General features: G+C 64.0%; 12 protein-coding genes. 8 read left to right on the plus strand and 4 right to left on the minus strand.

From position 1 onward, the window contains the following. The first annotated feature begins 219 nt into the window (after window positions 1-219). From ABJ363_01485 to ndk, 3 genes are all read left to right on the plus strand, one after another. The gene (locus tag ABJ363_01485) at window positions 220-1,710 is read left to right on the plus strand and encodes a leucyl aminopeptidase (GenBank protein MEP4377646.1); all 1,491 of its coding nucleotides are present in this window, start codon (window positions 220-222) and stop codon (window positions 1,708-1,710) included. 13 nt (window positions 1,711-1,723) lie between these two features. Further along, a complete protein-coding gene (locus ABJ363_01490; protein MEP4377647.1) occupies window positions 1,724-2,182 on the plus strand; it encodes a DNA polymerase III subunit chi in 459 nt (152 codons plus the stop codon). Window positions 2,183-2,288: 106 nt separating this feature from the next. Further along, a complete protein-coding gene (ndk, locus tag ABJ363_01495) occupies window positions 2,289-2,711 on the plus strand; it encodes a nucleoside-diphosphate kinase (protein MEP4377648.1) in 423 nt (140 codons plus the stop codon). Between the two features lie 33 nt (window positions 2,712-2,744). On the opposite strand, the gene ABJ363_01500 is transcribed toward ndk, so the two are convergent. The 3 genes from ABJ363_01500 to purM all read right to left on the minus strand — a co-directional run bounded on the left by ABJ363_01500 (window position 2,745) and on the right by purM (window position 4,699). Beyond that, window positions 2,745-2,870 carry a hypothetical protein gene (locus ABJ363_01500; protein MEP4377649.1) on the minus strand — a complete coding sequence of 42 codons (126 nt, stop codon included), beginning with the start codon at window positions 2,868-2,870 and terminating at the stop codon, window positions 2,745-2,747. A gap of 90 nt (window positions 2,871-2,960) precedes the next feature. Further along, entirely contained in the window at window positions 2,961-3,614 is a 654-nt protein-coding gene (gene purN / locus ABJ363_01505; protein ID MEP4377650.1) for a phosphoribosylglycinamide formyltransferase, read from the minus strand. After that, window positions 3,611-4,699 (minus strand): phosphoribosylformylglycinamidine cyclo-ligase, encoded by a 1,089-nt coding sequence (gene purM, locus ABJ363_01510; protein MEP4377651.1) that lies wholly within the window; start codon window positions 4,697-4,699, stop codon window positions 3,611-3,613. Before purM ends, purN begins: the two co-directional genes overlap by 4 nt. A 109-nt stretch (window positions 4,700-4,808) precedes the next feature. Here purM and ABJ363_01515 point away from each other — a divergent pair, with 109 nt between their 5' ends. From ABJ363_01515 to ABJ363_01530, 4 genes are all read left to right on the plus strand, one after another. Next, window positions 4,809-5,990 (plus strand): DUF2066 domain-containing protein, encoded by a 1,182-nt coding sequence (locus ABJ363_01515; protein ID MEP4377652.1) that lies wholly within the window; start codon window positions 4,809-4,811, stop codon window positions 5,988-5,990. 12 nt (window positions 5,991-6,002) lie between these two features. Continuing rightward, a complete protein-coding gene (locus tag ABJ363_01520; GenBank protein MEP4377653.1) occupies window positions 6,003-6,680 on the plus strand; it encodes a DnaA/Hda family protein in 678 nt (225 codons plus the stop codon). 111 nt (window positions 6,681-6,791) lie between these two features. Beyond that, the gene (locus ABJ363_01525; GenBank protein ID MEP4377654.1) at window positions 6,792-8,954 is read left to right on the plus strand and encodes an RNA degradosome polyphosphate kinase; all 2,163 of its coding nucleotides are present in this window, start codon (window positions 6,792-6,794) and stop codon (window positions 8,952-8,954) included. A 33-nt stretch (window positions 8,955-8,987) separates the two neighbouring features. Continuing rightward, the gene (locus ABJ363_01530) at window positions 8,988-10,502 is read left to right on the plus strand and encodes a Ppx/GppA phosphatase family protein (GenBank protein ID MEP4377655.1); all 1,515 of its coding nucleotides are present in this window, start codon (window positions 8,988-8,990) and stop codon (window positions 10,500-10,502) included. A gap of 30 nt (window positions 10,503-10,532) precedes the next feature. On the opposite strand, the gene rnd is transcribed toward ABJ363_01530, so the two are convergent. Beyond that, window positions 10,533-11,717: a ribonuclease D gene (gene rnd / locus ABJ363_01535; protein MEP4377656.1), complete on the minus strand. Its 1,185-nt coding sequence runs from the start codon at window positions 11,715-11,717 to the stop codon at window positions 10,533-10,535. A 273-nt stretch (window positions 11,718-11,990) separates the two neighbouring features. On the opposite strand from rnd, the gene aspS reads away from it, so the two are divergent. Beyond that, on the plus strand, window positions 11,991-13,787 hold the full coding sequence (gene aspS, locus ABJ363_01540) for an aspartate--tRNA ligase (protein ID MEP4377657.1): 1,797 nt from the start codon (window positions 11,991-11,993) through the stop codon (window positions 13,785-13,787). Window positions 13,788-13,888 lie beyond the last annotated feature (101 nt).

Here is a 13,888-nt window from a genome sequence, read left to right on the forward strand (position 1 = left end):
TCCCGGTTTGACGTTTCCCCGGAAACGTCTCTCAAGTTGCTGATTCGTAAAACAAAGACCTGCCTGTCGAATTGTTTGTAACAGATCGTTCGGCCGGGAAAAACACTTCCGGGGGCGGTGGTGCATGTCTTGCGCCCGGTTCATGGGTACTCTAAATCTCGATAGGCTTTCGGCGGCGTGTCGCGGCCTGTGTCCCGCTTATTTATGGAATGGATTGTCATGAAAATTTCGTTCGCCGAACCGAAGCTTCCCACCAAGGGCCTCCTCGTATTTCTGGTCGACGCGGATGCGCGGCTGGGAACCAGCGCCAGGGCCGTCGACAAGGCGACGAAGGGCGCGCTGTCGCGCGCGCTGGAGGCCGCGAGTTTTGCGGGCAAGAAGGGCGAAAGATTGTCGGTTCTCGCGCCGCAGGGCCGTGAAAAGTTGACGATTTTGATGATCGGCGCCGGCACCGCGAAGGATGTAGACGCGCTGCGTGCCCAGGAAATCGGCGCCCAGATATACAAGGCGGTCGGGGCCGTGTCGGGTTCCGCGGCGACGGTCATCGCGGAGCTGTCCGGTGCCAAGGTGCGTGGCGGTGAACTGGCTGCAAGCATCGCAACGGGCGCGCGTCTGCGGTCCTACAAATACGACAAATACCTGACCGGTTCGAAGGATAGCAGCGGTGCGGACGGCCTCGCGCGTCTTCAAATCATGGTGAAGGGCGCGACGGATGCGCGCCGCCGCTATGCGGTGTTTGCGCCGGTGGCCGACGGTGTGGATATGGCCCGTGATCTTGTGTCCGAGCCGAGCAACGTGAAATCACCCAAATGGATGGCTGCGCAGTGCCGCAAGCTGACCAAGCTGGGGGTCAAGGTCGAGGTGCTGGGTGAGGCGCAGATGCGCAAGCTCGGCATGAAGGCCTTGCTGGCCGTTGGCCAGGGCAGTGTTCGCGAATCCCAGCTCGTGGTGATGCGTTGGAACGGCGCTGGCAAAGACGACGAGACCGTGTCCTTCATCGGCAAGGGTGTGACCTTCGATACCGGCGGGATTTCGATCAAGCCGGCCGGTGGCATGGAAGACATGATCTGGGACATGGGTGGCGCGGGTACGGTCATCGGTGCCATGCGCGCCATCGCGGGCCGCAAGGCCAAGGCGAATGTCATCGGCGTCGTTGGCCTGGTCGAAAACATGCCCGACGGCAATGCCCAGCGCCCCGGCGATATCGTGACATCGATGTCGGGCCAGACGATCGAGGTGATCAACACCGACGCCGAAGGCCGGCTCGTTCTGGCGGACGCGCTTTGGTACACGCAAAAACGCTTCAAGCCCGACGTGATGATCGACTTCGCGACCCTGACCGGGGCGATCATGGTGGCGCTCGGGCGCGAATATGCGGGTCTTTACGCCAATGACGACGGTCTGGCGCAACGCATCGTGTCTTCGAGCCAGGGGGTGGGAGAGAAAGTCTGGCGCATGCCGCTCGACGAAGCCTTCGACCGGCAGATCAATACGCCGCGCGCCGACATGAAGAATGTCGGGCCGCGCTGGGGGGGCAGCATCACGGCTGCGCAGTTCCTGCAGCGTTATGCCAACGACGTGCCCTGGGCGCATATGGATATTGCCGGTGTCGCATGGTCCGACAAGGAGCAGCCCCTGATGGCGCGGGGTGCGACCGGTTTTGCCGTCCGTACGCTCGATCAGTTCGTGCGCGACAATTACGAAAAATAGGCCCGATCGCACCGTGACGGAAATTCGGTTCTATCATCTGACGCGCCGCACTCTGAACGAGGTGCTGCCGGTCATGCTTGAGCGGACTGTTGTTCGTGATGGGCGGCGCGCCGTCGTGATCGCGGGCTCGCCCGAGCGGGTCGAAGACCTGAACGCGCATCTGTGGACCTACAATGACCGTGTCTTCCTGCCCCATGGGAGCAAGGCCGACGGGCATGGTGCATTGCAGCCGGTGTGGCTGACCGACCAGGATGAAAACCCCAATGACGCGCGGGTCTTGTTTCTGGCCGACGGCGCGCAGTCGGCCGACCCCGGAAGCTTCGATCTCGTTTGCGAGCTGTTCGACGGGCGTGACGAAGCCATCGTGAGTGCGGCGAGGGCGCGCTGGCAGTTGTACAAAGATGCGGGGCACGATCTGACTTACTGGCAGCAAACCGAACGTGGCGGCTGGGAGCAGAAGGCGACCGGTTAGTTGAATTTGGCTTGCCGAATGTTCAGCGCGGCGATCGGTGCCTTGTCGCCGCCGCCTGTGCTGGATATAAGGCGCCAACATTTCCATTCCTGACCGGAGCAAATTCATGGCCCTCGAGCGCACGTTCTCGATCATCAAACCCGACGCAACGAAGCGGAACATCACCGGCAAGATCATTGCCAAGTTCGAGGACGCCGGATTGCGTGTTGTGGCGCAACGCCGCATTCACCTCAGTCGCGAGCAGGCCGAAGCCTTCTACGGGGTCCATCGCGAACGCCCGTTCTTCAATGACCTGGTCGCGTTCATGACGTCCGGGCCGGTGGTTGTGCAGGTTCTGGAAGGTGAGGACGCCATCGCGCGAAATCGCGAGATCATGGGAGCAACCAATCCCGCCGATGCGGCAGACGGCACGATCCGCAAGGAATTCGCGGAATCGATCGAAGCAAATTCCGTGCATGGCTCGGATGCGCCCGAGACGGCCGCCGAAGAGATCGCCTTCTTCTTCGACGAGAATGAAATCGTCGGCTGATTGCAGCGCCTGTTCAGGCGCGTGATGGGCTCTCTAGACGAGCGTCCACCACATGAGCAGCAGGATGATCGTGACCGCGATTCCCGAGTAGGACATCAGTTTCAGAAAACCGCCCCAGGTTTTCCAACGACGGTCGAGATTCATAATTTCGTCGGACATGTTCACTCGCATGTTTTGATGAAGCCTTGACGCGAGTTCTATACGCGACCGCCGGGGGCGTCAAAGCCCTTCGGCGCAGGCGCCTGCGCTTTATCCCGCCGGCGGCGAAATGAGGGGGGCCACATCGTCGGCCGACATTTCAACGATCGCGCGCTCGTCGACGATTTTCACGCGATTTTCGGCCAGCAGCCGGACGGCAAGCGGGTAACACATGTGTTCTGCCTCGAGGATACGCGCGGCGAGCGTGTCTTCGTCGTCGCCCGGCATGACCGGGACGGCGGCCTGGACCAGAATCGGCCCGGCGTCCATTTCCGGGCGCACGATGTGAACGGTACAGCCGCTCAGCCGTACGCCCGCCGCGATGGCCTGCGCATGTGCGTCGATGCCCTTGAAGGCGGGCAGGAGCGAGGGGTGAATGTTGACCACCCGGTCGCGCCAAGCCTCCACAAACCAGCTTGACAGGAGCCGCATGAAGCCGGCCAGGCAGACAAGTTCCGCCCCCGATGATTTGAGGTGCTTGTCGATAGCCCGGTCGAAGCTTTCGCGGTCCGGGTATTCGCCATGCGCGACCACCGCGGTCTGTATGCCGGCCGCCTCGGCATGATCGAGCCCCGGGGCATCGGGCCTGTTGGACACGACCAGCACGATCTCGGCGGGAAAACCCGGTGCGGCGCAGGCGGCGATCAAGGCCTGGAGGTTGGAGCCCCGGCCGGAAATCAGAACGCCGATCTTCAGGCGGCTCATGCGCTCCCGCCAAGCGCCGCCGCGAATTCGGATATCCCGATTTCGCCGTCGGCATCAGGCACGATCGTGCCGATGATCCGGGCGTCTTCACCCGCGGCGTTGAGGGCGTCGACGATGTCGCCGGCGCCCGCCGCACCGGCCAGCGCGATCATGCCGATGCCGCAGTTGAAGGTTCGCGCCATCTCCATGTCATCGACGCCGCCGGCCTGGCGAAGCCATTCGAAAACAGGTGGTGCCGACCAACTCGTGCCGTCGAGCGCGGCGCCGAAACCATCGGGCAGCGCGCGCGGGATATTCTCAAGCAGGCCGCCGCCGGTGATGTGCGCAAAACCCTTGAGCGCGGGCAGGCCGGTGACGGCGAGACAGGCGCGGACGTAAATGCGTGTCGGCGTGAGAAGCGCGGCGCCGAGTTCCTGGCCCGCATCAAAAGGCGCAGGTGCCGTCAATTCTGCGCCCGCACGTTCGACGATTTTCCGCACCAGGGAATAACCGTTCGAGTGAACGCCGCTGGAGGCGAGACCAATGACAAGGTCGCCGGCTTCAATCGGACGGTCCGCGCGCGGGAATGCCGTGCCGCGTTCCATGGCGCCGACGGAAAACCCGGCGAGGTCGAACTCGCCGCTGGCATAAAGCCCTGGCATCTCCGCGGTTTCGCCACCAATCAGAGCGCAGCCGGCCGCCTTGCAGCCTTCCGCGATACCGGTCACGACCGCGGTGGCCACCGCCGGGTCGAGCCCGCCGGTGGCGAAATAGTCCAGAAAGAACAGCGGTTCCGCGCCTTGCACGACAAGATCGTTGACGCACATGGCAACCAGATCAATCCCGAGCGTATCGAAACGGCCGGTTTCGAAGGCGAGTTTCAGCTTGGTGCCCACGCCGTCGGTTGCTGCAACGAGAATGGGGTCCTCGAACCCCGCCGCCTTGGGATCGAACAGGGCGCCAAAACCGCCCAGCCCGTCCATCGAGCCGGCGCGTTGCGTTGCCGCAGCCAGCGGTTTGATGGTCTCGACGAGGGCGTTGCCGGCCGCGATATCCACGCCGGCATCTTTGTAGGAAAGCCCCAGTGTTCGTCTCCTCGCGCGCATTGCGCATCATTCGTGCTATTGCTTTGCCACATTCGCGGCGCAGTGTTCCTGTAGACCGCGAATCATGCCCCGTCGGCTCGTCAGAATAGGTGTTTCAAGGTCATTTGCAATGTGTCGCGCGCTGCAAAAATTCAGTCTCGTTCTCGCCGTGTGGCTGCTTGCGGCGGGTGCCGTTTCCATCGCCGGATCGTCTGCGCTCATGGCGCAGCAATCCGCGCTCGAGGATATCTTCGTTGTTCGCAACGTGGCGTTGGATGAAAGCGCCGAGACCGCGAGCGCGGCGCGTACGCGCGCGCTTGCCAACGGTCAGCGCGAGGCGTTCGCGCGGCTCGAGGCGCGGCTGACGCGCAGCGTACATCGCGGCCTGGCGTCGGTCGTCGATGCCGACACGCTGCGTTTCCTCGTCGATGCTATCCAGATCGATGACGAGAAGACGTCGGATGTACGCTACCTCGCGAATCTGACGGTCACTTTCAAGCCCGATGCCGTGCGTAGCCTGTTCCGCCAGTCCGGGGTGCCTTTTGCCGAGCTGCGCAGCCGGCCGCTGACGATCATCCCTGTCCTCGCGACCCGGACCCGCTATCTTCTTTGGGACGATCCGAACGCGTGGCGCGAGGCGTGGCGGAACCATCCCGAGGGCACGGGCCTCGTGCCCATGCTGGCGCCGATTGGGGATCTTGCCGACCTGACGGGGCTGACGGTGGAGCAGGCGGTTGACGGTGATGCGGATGTGCTGGCGCGCTTTGCCGAACGCTATGGCGCGCGCGGTGTGGTTGTCACGATTGCGAATATTTTCGAGCCCGAGCCCGGCTTTCTGCGCAGTGACATCTACAGCGTGCCCGTCGGCCTGCCGGAAATGAGCGTGTTCAGTATTTCCGTTGTCGGGCAGGAGGCCGAGACCGAGGCCAGTGTATTCGCGCGCGCGGTCGGCGAGGTCCGTGAAATCATCGAGGATGAATGGAAGGCGTCGAGCGCGCTTGCCGCCGGGGACATTGCGCAATTGCGCGCCGCGGTGTCGATCACAGATTTGGAAAACTGGATCGATATTCGCGCCCGCATCACGCGGGTGCCGGCGGTCACCGATATTCGGATCATCGCCCTTACGGCCACCTCGGCGGAGATTGTAATCAGTCACCGGGGCGATGAGGCTCGGCTCGTCCGGGCGTTTGAACGATTCGACCTGATTCTCGAGGGCACCGACCCCGGTCAGGGCGACGCCGGTCCGTCGCGCGGACCTCAGGCAGGCCTTCAGGCGCTGGTGACCCACGTCGTGCGTCTCGCAGCCAACTGAGTCAGTCAATCCGTGGGTAAACAACTCGTTTTGGATCTGGGGCATCGAACCGCCCGGGGGAGATCGGATTTTCTCGTCTCCGGCAGCAATGCCGAAGCCGTTGAATGGGTCGACCGCTGGCCGGAATGGCCCGCGCGCGCGCTCGCGATCTGGGGGCCGGCGGCGTCGGGTAAGACCCATCTGGGACATGTCTGGTGCGGGGTCAGTGGCGGCACCCTGATCGGTCCCGACGACGTGCGCATGTCCGACGGATCGGAACTGCGGGCCCGCAACATGTATCTCTGCGTAGACGATGCCGATCAGCTTGCGGGCGATCGGGACAGCGAGGAAGCGCTGCTGCATCTGTACAACTATGTGCTGGAGACCGACGGCGCGCTGTTGCTCGCGGGGCGCGAGGCGCCGGCGCGCTGGAACGTCGGCCTGGCCGACCTGGCATCGCGGCTGAAGGCGCTGTCGGGGGCCGGTATTTCCGCGCCCGACGATGACCTGCTGGCGGCGTTGATGGTCAAGCTGTTTCGCGACCGGCAGTTGCGGGTCGGCGAGGATGTGGTGCTCTACCTGATGGCACGAATGGAGCGTTCCTTCGCCGCCGTTGCCGAGATTGTCGCTGCGATCGACGCGGCTGCGCTGGAGCGCGGCCGCCCGGTGACGGTACCGCTCGCGCGTGAGATTCTTGGCGATTTCGCCTGACGTCAGCCTGTCACCGAACCGTCACGAATTGCGGACATGATGTGATTTCGCTAGCCTAGCAGGCTGTTTGGTGCGCATGTATCTGTAATTCCTAACAAAAATGTGGTCTCCGTGGTCGCTGAAGACACTGAAATTTTACCCGATCCCGCATTTGGAATCGGCCCTGAGTCTCCCGAACGGTTCATCAACCGCGAACTTTCGTGGCTGGCATTCAATGAGCGTGTGCTCGAAGAGGCCGAGAACCCCGAGCATCCGTTGCTTGAGCGGGTACGGTTTTTGTCGATCTCCGCATCGAATCTGGACGAGTTCTACATGGTCCGGGTCGCGGGCCTCAAAGGGCAGGTCGAGGCCGGAATATCCACGCTCTCCCAGGAAGGCCTGACGCCGAGCGAGCAACTGGTCGCAATCAATGCGCGCGCCGGCGCGCTGATGGCGGCGCAGCAGAAAACCTGGCTCACGCTGGTTGATGAATTGCGCGCCAGCGATATTGCCGTTGTCGATCCCGACGATCTCACGCGCGACGAGGCGGCGTGGCTCGAAGATCGCTTCATGACCACGATTTTCCCGGTGCTCACACCGCTTGCCGTCGATCCGGCCCACCCGTTTCCGTTCATTCCGAACTTCGGACTGGCCGAGGCGCTGGAGCTTTACCGGCCGAGCGATAACCGACTGATGATCGGCCTCTTGCCGTTGCCCGGGCAGATCGAGCGTTTCATTCGCCTGCCGGGTGAACGGCCGCGTTTCATCCTGTTGGAAAAATGCGTCACCATGTTCCTCAACCGGATTTTCCCGGGTTTCGAACTGCGCGGCATGGGCACATTCCGGGTCATTCGCGACAGCGATATCGAGATACTGGAGGAGGCGGAAGATCTGGTCCGTCTCTTCGAATCCGCGCTCAAGCGCCGCCGCCGGGGTTCGGTCATCCGATTGACCGTGGATTCCGAGATGCCCGACGAACTGCGCCGTTTCGTAACCGAAGAGATCGGTGTCGACGAAGAGGATGTGTTCGTCCTCGACGGGATGCCGGGCCTCGACCGAACGAAGGAACTCATCGTCGACGACCGGCGCGACCTGTTGTTCGATTCGTTCAATGCACGATTCCCCGAGCGCATCCGCGATTTCGCCGGTGATTGTTTCGCGGCGATCCGGGCCAAGGACATCACGGTCCATCACCCGTTCGAATCCTTCGATGTTGTCGTGCAGTTCCTGCGGCAGGCCGCGCGCGACCCCCAGGTGGTCGCGATCAAGCAGACGCTCTATCGGACATCGGAAGACTCGCCCATCGTCAGCGCCCTGATCGAGGCCGCCGAAGCGGGCAAATCGGTCACGGCGCTGGTCGAGCTCAAGGCGCGTTTCGACGAAGAGGCCAACATCCGCTGGGCCCGCGAACTCGAGCGGGCGGGGGTGCAGATCGTCTACGGCTTCATCGATCTCAAGACCCATGCCAAGATCAGCCTCGTGCATCGCCGCGAGGGCAGTGACCTGCGGACCTACGCCCATTTCGGGACCGGGAACTATCATCCGATCACGGCTCGCATTTACACCGATATCAGCTATCTGACCCAGGATCCCAAGCTGTGTCAGGACGCGTCGCGGGTGTTCAACTACATGACCGGTTACGCCCGGCCGGAAGGACTGGACAAGGTGGCGGTCGCGCCCGTCAATCTTCGCGAGACCCTGATGGCCTGCATCGAGGAGGAGATCGAGCACGCCCAGGCCGGCCGGCCCGCCGAGATCTGGGCGAAGTTCAACAGCCTCGTCGACGGGGATATCATCGACGCGCTATATCGGGCCTCCCAGGCCGGCGTGATGATTCGCCTCGTCATCCGCGGCATTTGTTGCCTGCGCCCCGGTGTGCCGGGCCTGAGCGAGAATATCGAGGTGAAGAGCATCATCGGCCGCTTCCTCGAGCATTCGCGGATCATGGCCTTCGGATCGGGCGCGGAACTCCCGTCGCCGCAAGCCAAGCTCTACATCTCTTCGGCCGACTGGATGCCGCGCAATCTCGACCGCCGGGTGGAGATTCTGGTGCCCATCGAGAGCGGTACGGTGCATCAGCAGATTCTCGACCAGATCATGGTTGCGAATCTGCTGGATCGCGCCCAAAGCTGGGACATGGAGCCGGATGGCACGTATATCCGGACCGACACGAGTGGCGAGCAGGACCCATTCAACGCGCACAACTATTTCATGACCAATCCCAGCCTGTCTGGTCGTGGCAGCGCGCTGAAGAAACCCGGCAGCGCGCCGCAACTGCTTGCGCATCCCGACTAGGCACTTCTCGGCCCGCCGCTTCCAGCGTTAACAATGCATAGCCGCGCGTCGTCCAGCGGTGGTCCGGCGGCGGTCATCGACATCGGGTCGAATTCGATCCGGCTCGTTGTGTTCCGTGATCGCTCGCGCGCCGCGCCGGTGGTGTTCAACGAGCGGGTGACGTGCGGGATTGGCCGGGAACTCGCGGCGACGGGCCGTCTCCACGCCGATGGCGTGGCCCAGGCACTGGCGAACCTGCCCCGCTTTGCCGCGATCGTACGCAGCATGAAAATCGACGACACGATGCTGGTGGCCACGGCGGCCACCCGCGAGGCCGAGGATGGTGCGGAATTTCTCGCCCGGGTCGAGGGCATTTTCGGGCACAAGGTCGCCCAGCTGGACGGCGATCAGGAAGCCCAACTCGCCGCCAGCGGCGTCATCAGTGGACTCCCCGACGCGCACGGCGTGGCGGCGGATCTGGGCGGCGGCAGCCTGGAACTTGCGGGCATATCCGGTGGCAAGGTCGGCGAGCATGGCAGCCTGCCGCTGGGGCCGTTGCGTCTGGCGGCGTCCGGGCTGGACGGTGACGAACTGGAGGGCTACATCGACGAGGTACTGGCACGGTTCGCCTGGGTCGGTGGCGCATTGGACGGGGGTGCGATTTATGCGGTCGGCGGTGCCTGGCGTGCTCTGGCGCGGTTGCACATGGTGCAGACCAAATACCCCCTGCGGGTGATCCACAATTATCAGATGTCGGGCCGGGACACCGCCGATTTCTGTGGCGTTGTTGCGGGACTTGGCGTGGAGAGCTTGTCGCGAATCAGGGTGGTACCGCGCGCGCGCGTCGCCACCCTTTCCACGGCCGCACTGGTGCTGGAGCGCCTGATCCGGACATCGAAAGCCGGCACGGTGGTTTTTTCCGCCAACGGCATCCGCGAAGGTTCCCAGTTTGATGCGCTCGATGCAGACACGCGCGCGGCGGACCCGCTGATCGTCGCGTGTGAGCATCTCGCCGCGCGCGAGAGCCGTGCACTGGGAACGGGCACGGCGCTGTTCGACTGGGTTTCGCCTCTGTTTGAGGGGGAGGACAATGATTTGCGCCGCCTGCGCAGGGCGGCGTGCCTGTTGGCCGATATCGGCTGGCATGAACATCCGGACTATCGGGCCGAGCAGGTCTATTTCCGGATCCTGCGGCTGCCGTTGGTCGCTCTCAATCATGTGCACAAGACCATGATCGCGCTGGCGGTGTTCCGGCGTTACAGCGGCTCCAAGCGCGGTGCGACCCTGCGGGTCGCCAACGCCCTGTTGGGGCCCGATGAAACCGATTGGGCGCGCCGTCTGGGTTCAGCCCTGCGGCTGGCCGAGACCTTTACCGGCGGGAACACCGGATTGCTCAAGGGGGCGAACCTGAAGCTTGATGCCAGGCAGCTCACGCTGACCCTCGGACCCGGGCAGGCCGACCTCTTCGGAGACTTGGTGCGCACCCGCTTCGGCGCGCTGGCGAAGGCATTCGGGGTGTCCGGGGTGATCGAGGGTGAAGGGCTGCGCGAGGTGGTCGGGAAGGGCTAGGCAGCGGATGCCGCGCGTCCGGCAGGCGGGCTATTCGGCCGCTTCTTCGTTTTCGTCGCTGTCCGGCGTGACCTCGACGATCCGCACCTTGCCGTAACCGGCGGCGAGCGCGATTTCTCCCGCCTTCAGGCGCAGGGCGTCATTGCCGAAGATTTCCCGGCGCCAGCCCTTGAGTGCCGCCACATCGGCATTGTCGTCGGCCGCGATGGCTTCCAAATCGGCGACGGTCGCGATGAGTTTCTGGGCGACCTGGTTGGTATCGCATTTGAACTTGAGCAGAACCTTCAGCAGGTCCATCAGCGCGCCCGCGCCCGGTGGCAGGTCCACCGGTTCGGGGATCGTCGGCGCGTGCCCGGGCGCAACGGCCCGGCCTTCGGCGATGGCCGCCATCAGCCCCTGGCCGAGCCGGCCGCTGGCGAAATTCTTGGGGATGCCGCGCACGCGCTGCAGGGCATGTTCGTCTTCGGGCGGGCGGGCCGCGATCTGGGCCAGCACATCGTCGCGCATCAACCGGTTTCGCGGCAGATCACGCGCCATGGCCTCGCGGTCACGCCACGCGGCGACGGCCTGCAGCATGCCCAGATATTTCGGCTGGTTGCGCTTGGGCTTGAGGCGCCGCCAGCCTTCTTCCGGCACAACCTCATACAAAGCGGGATCTGCGAGCTTGACCATCTCTTCCTCGACCCAGGCGAGGCGGCCGTTCTCCTCGATCCGGCGGCGCAGCTTCTCATAGGCCGGGCGCAGATGGGTCACGTCGGCCAGCGCATAGTCCATCTGGGCGTCGGTCAGGGGCCGGTGTGACCAGTCGGTGAAGCGGCTGCCCTTGTCGGGGCGGACCTTCGTCAGCTTGGCGATCAGCGTCTCGTAGCCGACCTGGTCACCGAACCCCGCGACCATGGCCGCGATCTGCGTGTCGAACAGGGGCACGGGCGTCACACCGCCCTCGTGGTGGAAAATCTCGATGTCCTGCTTGGCCGCATGCATCACCTTGAGCACGTTTTCGTCGGCGATCAGGTCATAGAGCGGCGTCAGGTCGATGCCGTCGGCCAGCGGGTCGATGATCGCCTCGTCCTCGGGCCCCGCGACCTGCACCAGGCAGAGGATCGGCCAGAACGTGCTCTCGCGCATGAACTCGGTGTCGACGGTGATGTATTCGGCGGTGGACAGCGCGTCGCAGAAGGCCGCGAGCGCGTCGGTGTCTGAAATAACGTTCATGGGGGGCGGTTCTACAGGGTTTCTCGCGGGTGGGGAAGATGTGAAGCGGGCGGGTTTGAAACCCGCCCCTACATCATCCACTTGTTGTACCCGGTCATTTGGTCAATCCGCTTTCGACCGTAGGGGCGGGTTTCAAACCCGCCCGGGGACGCCCCGGAATGCCCGCTGTGGCCTTGACAGGCGCGGGCGATCCGTGGCCATTGGCGCGACAGGCGGCCCGCGAGCCAAAAGGGGCCGATTTCCAGCTTTTCACCAGCTTCTTCGGGACGAAACATGCATCCCTACCGAACCCATACCTGCGGCGAACTGCGCGACGAGAATGCGGGCGATACCGTCCGCCTGTCGGGCTGGATCCACCGCAAGCGCGACCATGGCAACCTGCTGTTCGTCGATCTGCGCGACCAGTACGGCATCACCCAGTGCGTGATCGACACATCGAGCCCGATCTTCGAGACCGTCGAGGGCGCGCGGCTGGAATCCGTGATCTCCGTGACCGGCCCGGTCGTGGCCCGCTCCGAAGAGACCGTCAACGCGACCATCCCGACCGGCTCGGTCGAGGTCGGCATCGACGAGGTGAATGTCGAGAACGCCGCAGACCAGCTGCCCCTGCAGGTGAATTCCGACGAGGACACGGGCGAGGAAATCCGCCTGCGCTACCGTTACCTGGACCTGCGCCGCGAGAAGGTGGCGCGCAACATCCTGCTGCGCAACGATGTCATCGCGTCGATCCGCCGCCGCATGATCGAGGCCGACTTCAAGGAATTCCAGACTCCGATCCTGACCGCGTCATCGCCCGAGGGCGCGCGCGACTATCTGGTGCCTTCGCGCCTGCACCCGGGCAAGTTCTACGCGTTGCCCCAGGCGCCGCAGCAGTTCAAGCAGCTGCTGATGGTGGCGGGCTTCGACAAGTATTTCCAGATCGCGCCCTGCTTCCGCGATGAGGACGCGCGGGCCGACCGGTCGCCGGGAGAGTTCTACCAGCTCGATTTCGAGATGGCCTACGCCACCCAGGATGACGTGTTCAACGCCATCGAGCCGGTGATCGCGGGCGTGTTCGAGGAGTTCGCGGGCTTCAACCGGGACGCGCCCTGGTCGGTCACCCCGACGCCGTTCCCGCGTATTGCCTATGCGGACTCGATGCTGAAATACGGCAACGACAAGCCCGATCTGCGCAACCCCATCGAGATCGCCGACGTGGCCGAGGTGTTCGCCGGCTCGGACTTCGAGATTTTCGCCGGCCTGGTGGAAAAGGGCGGCACCGTGCGCGCCATCCCCGCGCCGGGCGGCGGTGCGCAGCCGCGCAGCTGGTTCGACAAGCTCAACGACTGGTCGCGCGACGAGGGCGCGCCGGGCCTCGGCTACATCATCCTGGAGAATGGCGAGGGCAAGGGCCCGATCGCCAAGTTCGTGGCCGGTGAACGCCTCGAGAAGCTCAAGGAACTGGCGGGCCTGAAGGACGGCGACGCGGTGTTCTTCTCCGCCGGCGACCCGGGCGAGGCCGCCGACCTGGCCGGCAAGGCGCGGACCAGGATCGGCGAGGATCTCGACCTGATCCCGACCGGCCGCTACGACTTCTGCTGGATCGTCGATTACCCGATGTATGAGAAGGACAAGGACACGGGCAAGATCGAGTTCTCCCACAATCCGTTCTCCATGCCACAGGGCGAGATGGCGGCGCTCGACGCGGACGACCCGCTCGACGTGCTGGCCTACCAGTATGACATCGTGTGTAACGGTGTGGAGCTATCCTCCGGCGCGATCCGGAACCACCGCCCCGACATCATGCTCAAGGCCTTCGAGATCGCGGGCTACGACCGCGAGACCGTGGAGCGCGAGTTCGCCGGCATGTTCAACGCCTTCCGCTACGGCGCCCCGCCCCATGGCGGGTCGGCCCCGGGCATCGACCGCATCGTCATGCTGATCGCCGACGAGCCCAACATCCGCGAGGTCATCGCCTTCCCGATGAACCAACGCGCCGAGGATTTGATGATGGGCGCGCCCGCCGAGGTGGACGACACGCGCCTGCGCGAGCTGCACCTGAAGAAGGTGCTGCCGAAGGGCGAGAAGTAGGCAAGTACCGTTAGTCTTCCCGCTGCCAGCTTTGGCGGTAAAACTCATTCGATTGATTATCTGAGTCTTTTGGCAATCTTTGGTTGTCAATGTATTCTCAC

The organism is Alphaproteobacteria bacterium (genome assembly GCA_039980135.1).
Classification (GTDB): Bacteria; Pseudomonadota; Alphaproteobacteria; order UBA6615; family UBA6615; genus UBA8079.

What these genes read in the sequence shown, in the direction of transcription:
- purN (MEP4377650.1), bottom strand. Translation starts at nt 3,614, where the DNA reads ATGAGCCGCCTGAAGATCGGCGTTCTGATTTCCGGCCGGGGCTCCAAC.
- ABJ363_01515 (MEP4377652.1), top strand. Translation starts at nt 4,809, where the DNA reads ATGTGTCGCGCGCTGCAAAAATTCAGTCTCGTTCTCGCCGTGTGGCTG.
- purM (MEP4377651.1), bottom strand. Translation starts at nt 4,699, where the DNA reads ATGCGCGCGAGGAGACGAACACTGGGGCTTTCCTACAAAGATGCCGGC.
- ABJ363_01485 (MEP4377646.1), top strand. Translation starts at nt 220, where the DNA reads ATGAAAATTTCGTTCGCCGAACCGAAGCTTCCCACCAAGGGCCTCCTC.
- ABJ363_01530 (MEP4377655.1), top strand. Translation starts at nt 8,988, where the DNA reads ATGCATAGCCGCGCGTCGTCCAGCGGTGGTCCGGCGGCGGTCATCGAC.
- ndk (MEP4377648.1), top strand. Translation starts at nt 2,289, where the DNA reads ATGGCCCTCGAGCGCACGTTCTCGATCATCAAACCCGACGCAACGAAG.
- ABJ363_01500 (MEP4377649.1), bottom strand. Translation starts at nt 2,870, where the DNA reads ATGTCCGACGAAATTATGAATCTCGACCGTCGTTGGAAAACCTGGGGC.
- rnd (MEP4377656.1), bottom strand. Translation starts at nt 11,717, where the DNA reads ATGAACGTTATTTCAGACACCGACGCGCTCGCGGCCTTCTGCGACGCG.
- aspS (MEP4377657.1), top strand. Translation starts at nt 11,991, where the DNA reads ATGCATCCCTACCGAACCCATACCTGCGGCGAACTGCGCGACGAGAAT.